The sequence below is a fragment of the Symbiopectobacterium sp. genome, from assembly GCF_047692315.1.
Taxonomy (GTDB): Bacteria; Pseudomonadota; Gammaproteobacteria; order Enterobacterales; family Enterobacteriaceae; genus Symbiopectobacterium.
Map to the genome: position 1 here is coordinate 68234 of NZ_JBLLJS010000025.1, position 15132 is coordinate 83365.

Here is a 15132-nt window from a genome sequence, read left to right on the forward strand (position 1 = left end):
CCTCGAGCCCACCAAAAGAGAACAAAAATAAGAGCATGCCCGTTGTCAGCATCCAGTAATCAATTGCATGATGTAGGGCGTTTTGCCCGATAGCGGGCTGATAATGGAATGAATAAATAACAGGATTGCTCGATGAAGCAGCTAACAATACTGGCTCTGGGATGGGTGTTGTCTGCACCGACTTTTGCACAGCCACAACTGCCGCAGGTGGTTATCAAGGATGTTACCTGGGTATCAAACAATACCGTGAGAGTAGGCAATGCCATTAATGCCCTTTATCGTATCACCACGCAGAGTAGTGGGACGACGGATGGATGGCTTAATGTGGACTGCGCAACGGGCCAAAAAACACAATTGTTTGCCAGCATGTATACCTCTGGGCCGAATCGTCCAAGTGTTCGGGTCTATGGCGCGGGTTCTCTTAATCGTTACGCGCCTGGCATACCTTTTGAGCCAGAGGCTGACAGCCCATACAGCACCAATCCGGCATTGAATGTGTGCCAACAAAACGTCCCCGTACCCAAATGGGTTGCACTTGCTGAGCCCGATGCGCAGGGTGACCAACTGTTTATTGATGTGAATAACAGCGCGAGAGAGGGAGATCGGCTTCAGGTGCGTATCGCAACGGATTATGCGCACATCCATCAAGATGAAAAATACCTCGCGCCCTATTCAGTGAAAATAGCGGATAAGGTTTTTGATTGCGCGCAGAATAAGAGCCAAACCCTTAATCAGTTTGCGCTGGATAATCAGAGGCGAATAACGGATAGCCAGTCTGAAGAAAATTCTGCTTTCGTAGCTCTTTCGGCCGAGGAAGCCACGCTCGCAAAAAGGCTCTGTGCGATTAACGATATTAGCCAGTTTAGCGGTAAAGGCACGCTGGAATGGCGTGAAAAGCCGATGGCGGAGAATTTGCCGTTACGACCGGATTTTGCGCAAAACGATCCGGCACCGATCCAAAGCCATCCACTGCCACAGGCCGTGGCGGAGACGGTGAAACAGGCGGTTGCGACGCCGCAACAGCGCCCGACATTTAAGCGCCTGAGCTACACCCAAAAATCGCCGGGAGAGGATCTCGCCTCTTTTGTGGTGCAAATGGACAGCTTACCGGATGGAACATTACTGACGCTGGATAAAATGACGTTGGGCGGCGTGGTGTTTTATTCACAACATGTGCGCCTGTTTAATATCGTGGACGTTAAGAAATGGGATTCGCTGGCAGAAAAGTCCGTTATCAGCAACACGCTGGAAAACGCGTTTGTGCTGCCCCCGGCGGCTGGTGCCGAGTATCACTGGAAGAATACTCAGAGCGATAACAAATCGACCGGCAAGCTGTGTCATGCCGATAACGCGTGGCGCAGTGCCACTGCGATTAGCCCGCATTTTTCCGGACGTTATCTGGAATTCATCTGTACCGACGATCGCGGTGATGGCCGCCCGATGAGCAGTGATTATGCTTACCTCGAAGACCTGCGCGTGTTTATTCGCATCGGTTATCACGAAGCCGGTGAGAAAAAACGCTTTGCCTTTGAAGATGTGACGATAGTGAACTGAGTTATCTGGTTGTACGTTCCCCGCCAAGGCGGACTTAGCGGGGAACGCGCAGTCTTAATTAACGCACTGCACTCAGGCACCTTGTCTAACGATCCTACCAGCCAGTCGATATCCTGCTCCTGAAAAGCCAATGGCGGGTGCAGTTTCAATACGTTGCCATAAGGGCCTGCCACCGAGGTCAGCACGCGCTCGGCTCTCAGGCGTTCGATCACATCCAGAGCCAGCGCCTTGTCAGGTGTTTTGGCAGCGCGATCGCTCACCAGCTCGAAACCGATAAACAGCCCGGCTCCGCGCACATCGCCCACGCATTCATGGCGATCGGCGAGTCGTGCCAGCTCGCGCCGCAGTTTTTCACCGACAATCAGGCTGTGTTCCTGCAACTTCTCTTCGCGGATCACACGCAACACTGCCTGCGCCGCAGCCATGGAAACCGGGTTGCCGCCAAAGGTGTTGAAATAGGGGATTTCATCGCTAAAGGCGGCCAACACATCGGCTTTGGCCAACAGGCCAGACACCGGAATCCCGTTACCCATCGGCTTACCCAGCGTCACCACGTCCGGCACGATGCCGTGGCGCGCAAATCCCGGTTGCACCTCGTCGGCGATAAAAATTCCGCCGTTGGCATGCACCACGTCGAGTGCGGGTTTCAGAAAGCCTGCCGGCCCAGGCAGCACGACATCAGAAGAGAAGATCGAATCGACCAACAGACCCGCAAATTTGATGCCATGCGCCGCCATGTCGTCGATCTGTTTTTGGATCTCATTGGCAAACCAGACGCCTAAATCGGGTGCATCAACGCGGTAACGATCGGGTGGCGGCACCAGACGTGTAGTGGGAGCGAGGGGTTGGCCGCTGCCCAGCGCCGGTGATGCGCCAGATGTCAGTTCGCTGGTGCCGTGGTAGGCCTCCTGGCTGACGATGATGCCGGTGCCGCCGCTGTAAGCTTTGGCGATACGGATCGCCAGATCGTTGGCTTCCGAGCCGGTACACACGTACATCGCTTTATTGATTTCGTCAGGCACGGTCGTCAGCAGATCGGCGGTGTAATCCAGAATGCGTTCATGCAAATAACGGGTGTGGGTATTGAGCTGGTTCATCTGCTCATGCACGGCGGCGATGACTACGGGGTGGCAGTGCCCGATGCTGGCAACGTTGTTGTAGACATCCAGATATTTATCGCCCGCGGCATCTCACAGATATTGCCCTGCGCCGCGAACCAGATGCACGGGGTTGCGATAAAACAAACGGTAGGATTCACCGAGCAGTTGGTTGCGCTTATCGGTCAGTTTGCGCGTTTCGGCATCCAACGCATCCGCGTGTTCTGCGCGAAAGCTATTGGTATCCATGATAGTTGAACGTGTTGCCATGATGACTCCAAATTTCGGTTAAGCACAATATTTCGATCGGGCACCGTGTTTCTGTCAGACACCGTGCATAAACAGGATGGGGAATAGCTTACGCATTAACCTGAATGAAAAGCAACTAAATACACAAATACATTTAAATGCACTTTTTTGATGCACTTAAAACACCAAAAAAGTGCAACCTGATACAGGTAAAACCTCTCTCTCACTCTCCTTTAAAACGACGGAAGCTGAGCAATTCCTTGTTTTATTAGCTTATCATAGTCGTAACTGTGTGCTTTCTTTAGGGTTGGCATGATTAGTGCTTAAAATTACACAGATGCAATATAACGCACAAAAAAACGCAGAATGTGAAATGCACAAAAGTGCTCACCTTCTCAGGGCTACGCCACCGAGTTATGACTTCCGCAACCATTAAGGGGAACATTTATGAAACGTCTTTCATTTCGCCGTACCAGTCTGATGGCGGCATGCGCCTTTGCGACCCTGGTGGGGGCGGCACAGGCAGGCACCATCACGGTGTATACCTCGTTGGAAGAGGATGAAATCAAGGATTACGTCGCACAGGCGAAGAAAGACATGCCGGATGTCACCGTGAATGTGCTGCGTTTGTCTACTGGCGATCTCGGACCGCGCATTTTGACAGAAGCCAAGAATCCACAGCATGACGTGGTCTGGGGATGGGCGCTGACCAACGTGATGGACCCGCGCATTTCCGCGCTGCTGGAGCCGTATGCCGCCAAAGGCAGTGAAAAGCTGGATGAAACCTATCGCGCGCCGAATAACAAATGGTTCGCGGCCGCCGGCTACATGGCGGCGTTCTGTGTGAACACCGAAGCGCTCAAAGCGAAAAACCTGTCGGTTCCTGCCACCTGGCAAGATTTGACCAACCCGATTTACAAAGGCGAAGTGGTGATGCCGAACCCGGTTTCATCGGGTACGGGTTATCTGCAAATCGCAGCGCTGTTGCAATCCAAAGGGGATGAGAAAGGGTGGGAATTCCTCAAATCGTTGGATGGCAATATTGCGCAATACACCAAACACCAAATCCGGCTCTCGTCCGTGTAAAGCGGCGCGTACTGGCGAATACGCCATTGGCGTGTCGCTGGCGTTTGCCGCTATGCAATCCATCGAAGAAGGGTATCCGGTCAAAATGGTGATTCCCAGTGATGGCGCAGGCTATGAACTGGAAGCCTCTGGCTTGATGGCGGCATCAAAAAATAAAGCTGATGCCAAGCGCTTCCTGGATTGGACCTTATCCAACAGTGCGGCGACGCTGTATACCAAATACAAAGAGATCGTCACCATTCCCGGCGTAGAACAATCAAAAGCTGCCAAGCTGGCGGGCGCCTGCCTGCCGATCTGTCCAGCGTTCTGTTCCCGGTTGATTTCGCCAAGAGTGCCGAAGAGCGCGATGCCATTCTGGAAACCTGGCAAAAGGCGATTGGTCGCTGATAACACCTGTTTTGTTCTATAACCAACGCTGGCTATCAGGCCAGCGTTGAGGCCGTTGTAATAAAAGGCGTTTTTTTACGAGGCGTTGTTTAAAGAGGATAGTAAGTACATGGCGCTGGTGATTCAGAATCTCTATAAAAGTTTTGACGGCCACGTAGCGCTCGATCGCATTAACTTGTCGATTGAGAATGCGGAGTTTGTTTACTAGGGCCAAGTGGCTGTGGGAAAACCACTTTACTGAGGATTATCGCCGGGTTGCTCAGCAGCGATGGCGGAAAAATCAGTCTGGATGGCCTCGATTTGATTAACGTGCCTGCCCGCGATCGCGGGTTTGGCATTGTGTTCCAGTCTTACTCATTGTTTCCGCACATGACCATTGCGCAAAACATCGGTTATGGGCTGAAAATTCGTCACACGCCGGAGGCGGAGATTCGCGATCGCGTCAACAGCCTGCTGGATACGGTACGACTTGGCGGGTTTGGCGATCGTTATCCTAATCAGCTTTCCGGCGGTCAGCAGCAGCGTGTGGCGATAGCGCGTGCGTTAGCCGTGAATCCGTCGTTGCTGTTACTGAATGAGCCGCTTTCTGCACTGGATGCGCGCGTGCGTGCTGGATTGCGCCAGGAACTGCGTGAAGTCCAACAACGGTTAGGGATTCCCACGCTGATGGTTACCCACGATCAGGAAGAAGCCATGAGCATGGCGGATAAAATCGTCTGTATGCAGGGCGGTCTGATCGTGCGGGAAGGGACTCCGCGCGAGCTTTATACCGCACCGCGCACCCGCTTTGTGGCTGAATTTATGGGGCACAGTAATCTGTTGCCTAAGGCGACGGTCCAGCAGTGGATGCCGGAACTGTTGCAGACGTCTGCGCCAGAGAATGCCGAGCTGTTTATTCGGCCTGAGCGCATTGCAATGGCGAAAGTGCCCGATGCCGAGGGGCAGGTGGTGAGCACCAGATTTTTGGGCAGCATTCAGCGGGTTGAAGTGCTGTGGAAATCACATCCGTTGCTGGTGGAAACCAGCAGTACCCTCAACTGGTCGGCAGGCGATCGCGTTACGCTCTCCATTGCCGCACAAGATTGTGCCTGGGTACAAGCATGAGTTATTCACTTCTTCCTCTTCCTCCGCAAACGTCGGCTGACCGTTGGTTATCTCGTCTCTGTCTCTATCTGCCGCTGGCGGCGTTGCTGGCGTTTTTTGGCGCGCCGATGCTCAGCATTCTGTGGCACAGCCTGCTCGACGATCGCAGCGGCACGTTTGGTTTGTCGAACTATCTGGTGCTGATGAATTCGCCGGGCGTCTGGCGCGCGATGTGGAACAGTCTGGTGCTGGGTGTCGTTACCACACTGGTGACGCTGGTACTTGGGTTTATCGTCGCGTATGGGCTGGAATGCACGGCCATGCCCGCCAAACGCTTTATCTCCTTTGCCACTTCGCTGCCAGTATTAGCGCCATCGTTAGTGCTCGGTCTGGGGCTGATTTTTCTGCTCGGGCGTAATGGCATCGTGGGGAACCTGTTAGGCGTGCGCCTCAATATTTACGGTTTTTGGGGATTGCTGATTGCCAACGTGCTGTATGCCTTGCCGCAGGCGATTTTGATCATTCGCGTCACGCTGCGCCAAAGCGATACCCGGCAGTATGAGGCGGCGAACGTGCTGGGCGCCACGGACTGGCGGCAGTTTCTGGATATCACCCTGCCGGGCGTGCGCTATGGCATTTTGAGTGCGGCCTTTGTGGTGTTTACCATCACCATCACCGATTTTGGTAATGCGATGGTGATCGGCGGTGATTTCTCTGTGCTGGCGACGGAGATTTACAGCCAGGTCAGCGGGCAAATGAAGTTTGGCATGGGGGCCGTGGTGGGGATTCTGTTATTACTGCCTGCGGCGGCATCCATCTGGATTTCGGCGTTAGCGGCTGTTATCGGCACGCTGCTGCTGTTTTTGCTCACGTTTGGGATTCGTCGTCAGCCGGGGAAAAGTGCGGATTTTGCTGCGTTGCTCAGCGCGCTGCCCGTGGGCGTGCTGGGGCTGGTGCTAGGGCTGTCGTATGTGTTCACGTTTAACACCGCCGACCTCCCTTGGGGGATGCTGTATGGTTCGGCGATTCTGGTGGCGCTGTGTAACTACTACCATTATCACACACAGGGGTACACCACGATGATGATGGGTATGCGCAATGTGCCCAACGCCATGGAAGATGCCACCACCGTGCTGGGTGGCGGAGTGGTGCGTATCCTGCGCGATGTGTATTTGCCTGCCATGCGGCTGACCCTGATCTCCGTCGCCATGTTCCTGTTTATGCGTTCCATGGTGACCCTCTCGGCGGTGATTTTTCTGGTTACGCCGTCGCTGCCACTTGGTGCGGTGACAGTGATGCGGTTGGATGAAGCGGGTTTCACCTCGCAGGCAGCGGCTTTTTCTACGTGCATCATGGGGATTGTAGCGACATCGCTGGAGCCTGAGCCCCCGCTGTCGGTGCGCAATACCGTGCGTGAAAAAGAGAAGCAGGATATTGCCCGCACGGCGGTGCAGCAGCTTAGCGCTGGGCAAACGCTGTTTATTGATGCGGGCAGTACTACCGCTCTGTTGGCGGATGAGCTGTTGTCGATGCCCGGCATGACGGTGATAACCAACAGCCTGAATGTCGCGCTGAAGCTGACCACGGCGGAATCGACGATGCACCATGAGGTGATTCTGCTTGGCGGCCATATGGGGCCGTCCCCATGCAGGCGACCAGCGGTGATTTGACGGTGAGCGAGATTCAGCGCTATCGCGCTGACGTTGCGCTTTTGTCACCAGTAGGGATCACCAGCGCCTCGGGGGCAAGCAGTTTTGCGCACCATGAAGCAACCATTGCTCGCGCCATGGTCAAAAACGCTAAAACGCGTATTATCCTGGCGGATAACAGTAAAATGGGTATCACCAGCCGCGTCATTTACGCAACACCGCAGGAAATCGATATCATCATTATTACTGATGCTGGCTCGGCTGCTAAACCTGAATGGGAACTGCTTCAGGCGCAGTGTGCCCATGCCATCGTGGCGTAATCAGTGACGGTTTACACCGTTGCTGGGGCTTCAGAGTGTTGCAGTGCTTCTCCCAATGCTTGTCTCTGTGACAGTAACGTATGGCTGGTGCGATCGCGCGGATAGGGCAGCGAAATAGGTAATAGTGTGCTGATGCGGCCCGGTCGGGGCGACATCACCACTACTCTGTCGGCCAGAAAGACCGCTTCTTCCACGTCGTGGGTTACCAGCAGAATGGTTAGTGTGGTATGACGGCGAATATCTGCCAGCCGATGCTGTAGCTGCTGTTTGGTCATGGCATCGAGCGCACCAAATGGCTCGTCGAGTATAGAGAGGTGATTTATTTGATACTTCCGGGAATTGGCGGGATCTAGCGGGAACTCATGGGATTTCATAGAGTTAATGCTAATTTATCGATTTGATATCAATGGATAAAAAATAAACAAAAATGGGCTTGGAGGTAAATCATTTGATACCACTATAAGCAAGGATCAATTACCACAATAGTACATATATTCTTAATCTGGGCTAAGGACAATTATGCCCTAGCCCTTGTGTAATTCTCAGGTTCTTCTACTTCTGAAATGGTTTCTTCTGTACTTGTTTCAATTTTGGATAAAATCTCTCTCAGTTGTTCTTCTGACATGGATTCTAAGCGTAACGCTATCCGCTTTTTATCGCCCTTCAGTTCTAAAAGTGATTGATTTTCAACATCAAAAAGGTGAATAACTATTTCGATTCCTTTACGAGCAAAGACCTCAAATAGTCTTAACTTCTCTTGATCTGTCAAAAGCGACAAGATCTCAAAAAGCTTCCGCTCAATGTCACTACTCGGACTGACACCATTGGTTTCTTTAGTTTTTTTATCGGATTCAAAAATAGTTCCTTCACCTTTAAGTAACCAATTTAGAGAGACACCTTCGTGTTCGGCTATCTTCAATAATTGGTTTCGTCTAGGACTTGGTTTTAAGTGCCTTCTTTTATAATAATTCTTTAATGTACTGACATTAATTCCCCACGCACGAGCGGCTTCGCTTCTAGATGCATATCTATCAACTAGTTGAAAAATTCTCTCAATTACAGGTTCTTTCTCGGACTCAAGAAAAATACGACTAGGTTTTTTTGTCATATCGGCCCTCCACTATTCTATTAGATTTATTTAAAAGCAAAAATAAATAAAACCAATGAATCTACAAAGAAATCTTTACTGGGTTTCTTTAGGTTCTTATACTTTTCCTGTACGAATAACTTCCCAGTTACTCATGCGGGTAACTTTTTAGGATAGACGAATGATGAGTAGAAAAGAAGACGTGTGTGCTGATTGGCACCCTGAAATCATTAAAGCGGAGATCCATAAGCTGGGGCTGTCGTTTCGCTTACTGTCCTTACAAGCCGGCTACAGCAAGGATTCGCTCAAAACGGTTTTACGCACGCCCTGTAAGACTTATCAGAAGATTATTGCCGAGGCGTTGGGGGTCGAACCGGAAACCATTTGGCCAAGCCGTTACAAGATTAAAAGCTACATACGCAAGGCATCATAATTATGTTTCTTGTCGCTAAAGAACTCATTGGCGTAATAGGTCTCCCCAAAACTACCAAGGGCATTAGAGAGATATTGGTGCGTTTAACGAAGAACTCGCCCGATCTCGTGCGTAAACGCCAAGGGACTAAGGCTTACGAGTACCACATTGATTGTTTGCCTATTGAAGCCCAGTGCGCGATCCGTGAGCGTCATCTTCAACAACTGATGATCGCCGCTCCTGTGGATGATGTCGTCAAGCAACCCGTCGTATCAAAGGTCGGCTCAGACCTAGAAAAAGCGGGCAAGCTGGACGTTTACCGCCGTTGCCCGGCATTGGTTGGAACCAGGCTGGCCGACCTGACGGATAAACAGCGCCAGATTGCCGATGCGCGGATGTTACTGGTGCAGCATATCCTCACCATGGGGCAGCAGCCCGGTTATAGCTGTGCGCAGGCGATCCGCTTTATTGTCCAGCAGACGAAAACAGGCCAGTTGCCTGAGAGCATCGCCCAGGCGGCACAGGTGGCCAATGCCAAGAAAGGCCAGCGCCGTCAACTCAGTGAAATCACCCTCAAGCGCTGGCTGGCCGACTACAAAAAAGCCGCCACGCCCGCCGAGCGCCTGATAGTGCTGGCACCGGGCAAGCGCGAGGTGGTCAAACCAGAGCAAATCGCCTGGTTACATGACTATCTGGCGCACTATCGCAAGCCGAACGGGTGCAGCATGAAAGAGGCCTATGCAGATTTTTGCGCCGAATGGCAACAGCGCTATGCGGATGAACCGCTGATGTTGGCGGCGCAGCCTTCTTATGATGCCGTGCTGTATGCGATGGAGAAACTCCCCGAAATCGTGAAACAGCGCGGGCGCAAGACCGGCAGTGAATATCGCCAGCTGGAAGGGTTTATTCGCCGCGACTGGACCAGCCTGCCGGTGAACTACGTCTGGATTGGGGGATGGTCACGGCATGAAAATGAAAGTTGCCCATCCCGACCACGGCCAGCCCTTTTCGCCGGAAGTGACTTTTATTATCGATGGCAGCTGCCGCTATATCACCGGCTGGAGCCTGTCGCTCTCCGAGAACGTGATCGCCGTCACCGATGCCCTGCGTTATGGCATTGCTACCCACGGTAAGCCGTTTCTCTACTACTCGGATAACGGCAGCGGTGAAACCAACAACACGCTCGATGCGGATATTACCGGTATTTTAACCCGACTGGATATTGCACATCCGACCGGCATTCCCGGCAATCCGCAAGGGCGCGGCATTATCGAACGGCTTAACCGCACCTTGCCGATGCGCATTGCCCGCCATTTTGCCACCTACTACGGCACCGACGCTGACCGTGAAACCGTGCGCAAGACCGGCAAGGCGCTTAAATCGGCGTTGAACGCCCAATCAAAGGGCGGTGAGCTGACTATCGCCCAGCAGACCACGCTGCGCAAGCTGCCCTCCTGGGAGATGCTGATTGATGAAATCAAGGCCGGTGTCGAGTGGTACAACGCCCGCCCGCACAGTGAGTTACCCAAGCGCCCCGATGGGCAGCATTACAGTCCGGCCGAGTTTCGCCGCTGGAAACTGGAAAACGAATCCACCGAACTGGAATGGCTGACGCAGTTTGAGCTACGCGACCTGTTCATGCCGCAGACCGAGCGTACCGTCAGTCGCTGTGAAATCCGTTTCCTCAACAACATTTACTATGCCGCCAAACTGGCGGATGAGCACGGGCACAAGGTGCTGGTGAACTACGACATTCACGATGCCAGCAAGGTGATCGTGCGCCGCATGGATGGCTCCTACCTCTGTGAAGCCGTCTGGGATGGCAACAAGCGCCAGGCCTTCCCGGTTACGGCGGAATACCACAACCGCCAGCAGCGTATCAAGGGGATGCGCAAACGGGGCGAAGAGAAAGTGGCGTTGGCCGAGGCAGAAAACACCGTCACCCTGCCCGCAGTGGCGGAAGACGACTGGTTGCCTGGCAATGTTTACCGCACGGTGGGAAATGCTGCCATGAAACAGGCTGTGGAGCGTGAAGTTCAGGCGGATGACTGGGATACCGAAGGGGCCTTACAGCGTGGGCTGGCTCTACTTGAAACGCAGCAGGATGCAGATCCGCTGTTATAGAAAAGCCATTCGGGAGCAACCGAATGGCTTATCGGAACACAAGAACGCTTTTCATCAAGGAGGCAGGATGATGACCCAAAACGATGATCTTATCAAGACGCTGCATGAACTGATTGACTCAGGTCAGGTAACCCAGGCGCAGATAGCGCGCGAGACCGGGCAGTCAGGGGCGGTGATATCCAACTTTATCAAGGGGAGTTACACCGGAAATAACCAGCGGGTCGGTGAACTGTTAACCCGCTGGCTGACGGATTATCAGCAAAAAAAGACCTTGCCCGCACCACCGCAGTTTGTGGAGACGGCCACGGTTAAGGAGATATGGGCGGTGTTCCAGTTTGTCCGGCTGGCGCAGTGCATGAATGTGATTGTCGGGGTGCCGGGGGTGGGCAAAACCCTTGCCGCCCGTCAGTACTGCCAGCATGCCAATACCTGGATGGTGACCCTTTCCCCGGCCCACGCCAGCATCACCGAGTGTCTGCTGGAGCTGGCGGAAGCGCTGGGCCTGAGTGACCTGCCTATAAACAAGGGGACGCTGGCGCGCGCGATTCGGCGGCGGCTGACCGGCACTCACGGGCTGGTGATTGTCGATGAGGCTGACCACCTGGGCATTGACGGGCTGGAGCAGCTGCGTGCCATTCAGGATGCGACCGGGGTTGGTATGGTGTTGATTGGTAACCCGCGTGGCCTGTCGAAGTCTGCCCGTTCAACCCAGGGGGCGGATGACCTGGCCCGGCTGTACAGCCGTATCGCCCGCTCCAAACGGCTTTTAAAGGCCAAAAAAGCGGATGTAGCCGCGATTGCTGCCGCCTGGGGCATTACCGGCGAAAGTGAGCTGACGCTGGTACAGGCCATTGCCCAGAAAGCAGGTGCCTTGCGGGTGTTGTCGCACACCCTGCGCCAGGCATGGCTGATGGCTAGCGGTGATGCCCAGGCCCAACTGGGGGAAAAATACATCAAGGCGGCGTTCAGGGAGGTGTATACCGATACCGACCTGCTGCCGGCAAGGGGGTGAGTATGGGCGGTGTGCTCTTTACCGACAGCGCCGGACGCCAGGTGCTGCTCAATACCCGGCGGGTGGTCTCCGTCTCGCTGGAATCGTCACACAGCCTGTTAGTGTCGTTTGGCAACCGGGGGGACGCGCTCTATGTGCTGCCGGATGCGCAGGAGGTGATGATGCAGTTATGTCATGACATGAGCCAGTTACTCAGGAGAGCCAGTGATGAATAACCCTTTACGCCATGAAGTCCGCGCCCTGCGGCGTATGGCCCGCTACGCACTGTATAACTTTGATAACAGCATCCGGCCATATATCACCCTGTCACGCGGGGCAACTCCGTACCTCTATCTGGACCGGTATGAGATGGCGGCGGCGACCTTGCCCCCAGCCCAGCAACATTGTTACCGGTGGCAGGGATTTGATGTGGATGTCTGGAAAGCGCTGCAACTGGGGTGCGCTCTCTCTGGCCCAAGTCGGCGTCAGGCGTGGTACACCGCCTGGCACACCTTACGGGTATTGCTGTCCGGGCGGGCAGTACTGTCCGGATCGGGGCCGGTTTTACTGAGCAGGCTACTGTGTGAAGCTCGGCTATTAATGAAAATGCTGAAAAGGACAGGTCACCATGATGAACATGTTTGATGCCATGAACGCCGTGCGCAGCCGGCTACGTCAGGCGGGCAGCGACATCCTGCATACCCGGCGTTACTGCCAGCGCCCCTTTATAAAAATCACTCCGCCGGTACGCCCGGAGGAGAGGGATAACGCGACGGAAATCACCCTTTGCTGCCAGGGAGAACGCCGTCAGGTGTATGCCCGCCGGATTGAGGGGTGTCTGGTGTATTGGGAGTGGCCATGAGTGAAGACGACGTCGTGGTACTGCTGTTTTTTATCATCATACCGCTGGCGATAGCCGCCAGTGATAATCGCAAAAAGTAAACATGAGGCTGACGATGAACGAGCTAAATACCACGCCCTCCATCCCGGCGGGCTACCGGCGCAACGCACAGGGTCACCTGGTGCCCGCTGACACTATCAAACCCGTTGATGACATGCGCGATGAGCTGGTGAACACCCTGTTTGACGAGGCGCGTCAACTACGGCGTCAAATGGCTGAGTTCAAATTGCGCGCCATGCAGCAAATCAGGGACTTTGTTGATTTGTCCGCCTCTGAATATGGCGTTCACTACGGCTCGTCTAAAGGCAATGTGACACTGACCAGCTTTGACGGTGAGCGACGCATTATTCGTGCGGTCGGTGAGCACCGCATTTTCGATGAGCGTATCCAGGCAGCGAAAGAAAAAATAGAGGTATGCATTGCCAAATGGTCAGATGGTGCAGATCCTCGCATTATCGCCATCGTTAATCGCTCTTTTAAAGTCAACAAGCAGGGCAATATTGATATTAACGAAGTGCTGGCGCTGCGTGAGCTGGATATTGACGATGAAGACTGGCAAGAAGCTATGCGCGCCGTGACGGACTCAATAAAAGTCAATGGCACCAGTAGTTATGTGCGTTTTTATCAACGGGAGACGAACAAGGAATATAAACAGATTTCGCTCGATATCTCCAAACTGTAATGCATTTTTAACCGATTGTTTTAAATCCGGCGCGTGCGTCAGGGCTTCGTGCGCGCAAAATTTAGCCGAGGACAGAGTATATCAGTGAATGAACAGTCTATTTATGATGCCGCCCTGGCGCGCTGGGGCCATGATCGGCAAATGTTAAAAACCATTGATGCCTGCGGCCAACTGGCCGGGGCGCTATCCCGTTTCCTTACTCATGAGCAGAACGTCGGGCAGGTCTGCGCGGCCGCCGTCGAGGTTGACATCATGATTGAACAGCTACGCGCTGGCGGCATGGGGGCGATAATGGAGGATGAAAAAATCCGCAAATTGCACCGCCTCGCTCGGCGTCTACTGCCGCAAGATCCACCGCAGACGACGGACGCCGCTTTCGCCCCCGACAACCTTATCAATGAGGCGCTGGATGCTGGCGAGCAGGCGTTGGCCCTCTATAACCGTGGCCGCAGTACCGCCGCCGACAAGCGCCTGGCTGCCCGGTTTATCCGTAAGGTGGTCGGGCATTTCTGGCATGCGGCCCAGCATTGCATCAGTGAAGCACAGCGTGAAGCAACACTGTCCCGGGAGGTTTCAGCATGAGCAATATTGTGATGAAACAGGTCCTTGAACAACTGCATCTTACCCTGCGCCTGACCTGTCGTGACCTGGCTCAACACACGGGCTTCAAGCCCGGTGAGCTGATTGATATGCTGCGCCGGGCCGTGCTGGATGGCGTACTGGCAGAGCTTAACGGCTTCTATGCCCTGGGTAGTCCGACCACAAGCCCCCGTCCTGGCTATCCCTGGGTGGAAGGTCGGTTGTTGCCCGATTGGGTTGCGCGGCTGGCTACCGGCGCAAAAGGCTGTGAGCAGGTTTGCGTGGTGGCAGAAACCCAGGACTGGGCACAGAAAAAAGACGGCGTGCCCGCCTTTATGCTGGCGTATCTGACACTTTCCCCCACCCGATGCCGCTGCGCCAGCAGCGGGCAGGATATCAGCGCGCAGGTGCTGCGCTATTTACCCTTTGACCCGACGCCGGTCTCGAGGAGGTAAGTATGGAATTATTATCCATTCCCGTCGCCCAGTGGCCGCCGCAGAACCATGGCCCTTGCCGGCTAAAGGTGTTTATCCATCCCGAGGTGCTGGTTCAGGTATTCGATGAAGGTAACGGCATTTACCGATTGACGGTCAATCTGCTGGCCCTTGGCGGTAACGGGCGCTGGAAAGACGGGATATCGTGGGACAGCCTGCAAGAGATTAAGGATTCGGTCGGTTTTGCCGGGCAGGATGCGGTCGGGGTCTATCCCGCCGCACAGGATGTGGTCAATGTCGCTAATATGCGGCATCTGTGGGCGCTGCCGGAAAAGCTGCCTTTTGCCTGGCGGCATAAGCCATGATGCTGCGAAATCGGAGAGAAGACGAGCACAAGAGGCTAACGCTGGCCTACTCAGCAGAAAAAAGGGTCTGATTAATAACAAAATAGTTAGGGTAATCATGTCTTTACGCACCTACTTTACTCGTCGTGAATA

At 53.9% G+C, this 15132-nt stretch carries 16 protein-coding genes and 3 pseudogenes; 16 read left to right on the plus strand and 3 right to left on the minus strand.

Translation table 11 applies throughout. From position 1 onward, the window contains the following. Nucleotides 1–132: 132 nt before the first annotated feature. Nucleotides 133–1554: a surface-adhesin E family protein gene (locus tag ACMZI0_RS16125; RefSeq protein ID WP_415673724.1), complete on the plus strand. Its 1422-nt coding sequence runs from the start codon at nucleotides 133–135 to the stop codon at nucleotides 1552–1554. A gap of 80 nt (nucleotides 1555–1634) precedes the next feature. On the opposite strand, the pseudogene ACMZI0_RS16130 reads toward ACMZI0_RS16125, so the two are convergent. After that, nucleotides 1635–2921, minus strand: a pseudogene (locus tag ACMZI0_RS16130) (aspartate aminotransferase family protein); the annotation flags it as partial. A 426-nt stretch (nucleotides 2922–3347) separates the two neighbouring features. Between ACMZI0_RS16130 and ACMZI0_RS16135 the strand changes: the two are divergent. The 5 genes from ACMZI0_RS16135 (at nucleotide 3348) to ACMZI0_RS16155 (ending at nucleotide 7425) form a co-directional block, all read left to right on the plus strand. Further along, on the plus strand, nucleotides 3348–3986 hold the full coding sequence (locus ACMZI0_RS16135; protein WP_415673725.1) for an extracellular solute-binding protein: 639 nt from the start codon (nucleotides 3348–3350) through the stop codon (nucleotides 3984–3986). Then, nucleotides 3943–4395 (plus strand): hypothetical protein, encoded by a 453-nt coding sequence (locus ACMZI0_RS16140; protein WP_415673726.1) that lies wholly within the window; start codon nucleotides 3943–3945, stop codon nucleotides 4393–4395. Before ACMZI0_RS16135 ends, ACMZI0_RS16140 begins: the two co-directional genes overlap by 44 nt. A gap of 233 nt (nucleotides 4396–4628) precedes the next feature. Continuing rightward, nucleotides 4629–5477: an ABC transporter ATP-binding protein gene (locus ACMZI0_RS16145; protein WP_415673727.1), complete on the plus strand. Its 849-nt coding sequence runs from the start codon at nucleotides 4629–4631 to the stop codon at nucleotides 5475–5477. Next, nucleotides 5474–7126, plus strand: coding sequence for an ABC transporter permease subunit (locus ACMZI0_RS16150; protein WP_415673728.1), 1653 nt, complete (start codon nucleotides 5474–5476; stop codon nucleotides 7124–7126). The genes ACMZI0_RS16145 and ACMZI0_RS16150 overlap by 4 nt, the downstream gene beginning before the upstream one ends. After that, the gene (locus ACMZI0_RS16155; protein ID WP_415673729.1) at nucleotides 7102–7425 is read left to right on the plus strand and encodes a hypothetical protein; all 324 of its coding nucleotides are present in this window, start codon (nucleotides 7102–7104) and stop codon (nucleotides 7423–7425) included. Before ACMZI0_RS16150 ends, ACMZI0_RS16155 begins: the two co-directional genes overlap by 25 nt. 11 nt (nucleotides 7426–7436) lie before the next feature. Here the strand turns inward: ACMZI0_RS16155 and ACMZI0_RS16160 are convergent. Further along, nucleotides 7437–7733: pseudogene (locus tag ACMZI0_RS16160) on the minus strand (ABC transporter ATP-binding protein); the annotation flags it as partial. Nucleotides 7734–7942: 209 nt separating this feature from the next. Beyond that, nucleotides 7943–8533 (minus strand): helix-turn-helix domain-containing protein, encoded by a 591-nt coding sequence (locus tag ACMZI0_RS16165; protein ID WP_415673730.1) that lies wholly within the window; start codon nucleotides 8531–8533, stop codon nucleotides 7943–7945. 163 nt (nucleotides 8534–8696) lie between these two features. Between ACMZI0_RS16165 and ACMZI0_RS16170 the strand changes: the two genes are divergently transcribed. The 10 genes and pseudogenes from ACMZI0_RS16170 (at nucleotide 8697) to ACMZI0_RS16215 (ending at nucleotide 15000) form a co-directional block, all read left to right on the plus strand. After that, nucleotides 8697–8945, plus strand: a complete 249-nt coding sequence (locus ACMZI0_RS16170; RefSeq protein ID WP_415673738.1) for a helix-turn-helix domain-containing protein — start codon at nucleotides 8697–8699, stop codon at nucleotides 8943–8945. Between the two features lie 2 nt (nucleotides 8946–8947). Then, nucleotides 8948–11048, plus strand: a pseudogene (locus ACMZI0_RS16175) (Mu transposase C-terminal domain-containing protein). 70 nt (nucleotides 11049–11118) lie between these two features. Then, the gene (locus tag ACMZI0_RS16180; RefSeq protein WP_415673739.1) at nucleotides 11119–12060 is read left to right on the plus strand and encodes an AAA family ATPase; all 942 of its coding nucleotides are present in this window, start codon (nucleotides 11119–11121) and stop codon (nucleotides 12058–12060) included. A gap of 2 nt (nucleotides 12061–12062) precedes the next feature. Further along, complete coding sequence (locus ACMZI0_RS16185; protein WP_415673731.1) at nucleotides 12063–12275, plus strand: hypothetical protein; 213 nt, start codon at nucleotides 12063–12065, stop codon at nucleotides 12273–12275. Further along, the gene (locus tag ACMZI0_RS16190) at nucleotides 12268–12684 is read left to right on the plus strand and encodes a hypothetical protein (protein ID WP_415673732.1); all 417 of its coding nucleotides are present in this window, start codon (nucleotides 12268–12270) and stop codon (nucleotides 12682–12684) included. The genes ACMZI0_RS16185 and ACMZI0_RS16190 overlap by 8 nt, the downstream gene beginning before the upstream one ends. Next, on the plus strand, nucleotides 12668–12901 hold the full coding sequence (locus ACMZI0_RS16195) for a hypothetical protein (protein ID WP_058948937.1): 234 nt from the start codon (nucleotides 12668–12670) through the stop codon (nucleotides 12899–12901). The genes ACMZI0_RS16190 and ACMZI0_RS16195 overlap by 17 nt, the downstream gene beginning before the upstream one ends. Before the next feature lie 94 nt (nucleotides 12902–12995). Next, entirely contained in the window at nucleotides 12996–13622 is a 627-nt protein-coding gene (locus tag ACMZI0_RS16200; RefSeq protein WP_415673733.1) for a DUF3164 family protein, read from the plus strand. 84 nt (nucleotides 13623–13706) lie between these two features. Further along, nucleotides 13707–14204, plus strand: coding sequence for a hypothetical protein (locus tag ACMZI0_RS16205; RefSeq protein WP_415673734.1), 498 nt, complete (start codon nucleotides 13707–13709; stop codon nucleotides 14202–14204). Continuing rightward, nucleotides 14201–14656 carry a hypothetical protein gene (locus ACMZI0_RS16210; protein ID WP_415673735.1) on the plus strand — a complete coding sequence of 152 codons (456 nt, stop codon included), beginning with the start codon at nucleotides 14201–14203 and terminating at the stop codon, nucleotides 14654–14656. The genes ACMZI0_RS16205 and ACMZI0_RS16210 overlap by 4 nt, the downstream gene beginning before the upstream one ends. Before the next feature lie 2 nt (nucleotides 14657–14658). Further along, nucleotides 14659–15000, plus strand: coding sequence for a hypothetical protein (locus tag ACMZI0_RS16215; protein WP_415673736.1), 342 nt, complete (start codon nucleotides 14659–14661; stop codon nucleotides 14998–15000). Nucleotides 15001–15132 lie beyond the last annotated feature (132 nt).

Excerpts from the sequence above, each read along its gene's own strand:
- ACMZI0_RS16215 (WP_415673736.1), top strand. The coding sequence starts at position 14,659 with ATGGAATTATTATCCATTCCCGTCGCCCAGTGGCCGCCGCAGAACCAT.
- ACMZI0_RS16150 (WP_415673728.1), top strand. The coding sequence starts at position 5,474 with ATGAGTTATTCACTTCTTCCTCTTCCTCCGCAAACGTCGGCTGACCGT.
- ACMZI0_RS16125 (WP_415673724.1), top strand. The coding sequence starts at position 133 with ATGAAGCAGCTAACAATACTGGCTCTGGGATGGGTGTTGTCTGCACCG.
- ACMZI0_RS16165 (WP_415673730.1), bottom strand. The coding sequence starts at position 8,533 with ATGACAAAAAAACCTAGTCGTATTTTTCTTGAGTCCGAGAAAGAACCT.
- ACMZI0_RS16210 (WP_415673735.1), top strand. The coding sequence starts at position 14,201 with ATGAGCAATATTGTGATGAAACAGGTCCTTGAACAACTGCATCTTACC.
- ACMZI0_RS16195 (WP_058948937.1), top strand. The coding sequence starts at position 12,668 with ATGATGAACATGTTTGATGCCATGAACGCCGTGCGCAGCCGGCTACGT.
- ACMZI0_RS16190 (WP_415673732.1), top strand. The coding sequence starts at position 12,268 with ATGAATAACCCTTTACGCCATGAAGTCCGCGCCCTGCGGCGTATGGCC.
- ACMZI0_RS16200 (WP_415673733.1), top strand. The coding sequence starts at position 12,996 with ATGAACGAGCTAAATACCACGCCCTCCATCCCGGCGGGCTACCGGCGC.
- ACMZI0_RS16170 (WP_415673738.1), top strand. The coding sequence starts at position 8,697 with ATGAGTAGAAAAGAAGACGTGTGTGCTGATTGGCACCCTGAAATCATT.
- ACMZI0_RS16135 (WP_415673725.1), top strand. The coding sequence starts at position 3,348 with ATGAAACGTCTTTCATTTCGCCGTACCAGTCTGATGGCGGCATGCGCC.
- ACMZI0_RS16185 (WP_415673731.1), top strand. The coding sequence starts at position 12,063 with ATGGGCGGTGTGCTCTTTACCGACAGCGCCGGACGCCAGGTGCTGCTC.
- ACMZI0_RS16180 (WP_415673739.1), top strand. The coding sequence starts at position 11,119 with ATGACCCAAAACGATGATCTTATCAAGACGCTGCATGAACTGATTGAC.
- ACMZI0_RS16155 (WP_415673729.1), top strand. The coding sequence starts at position 7,102 with ATGCAGGCGACCAGCGGTGATTTGACGGTGAGCGAGATTCAGCGCTAT.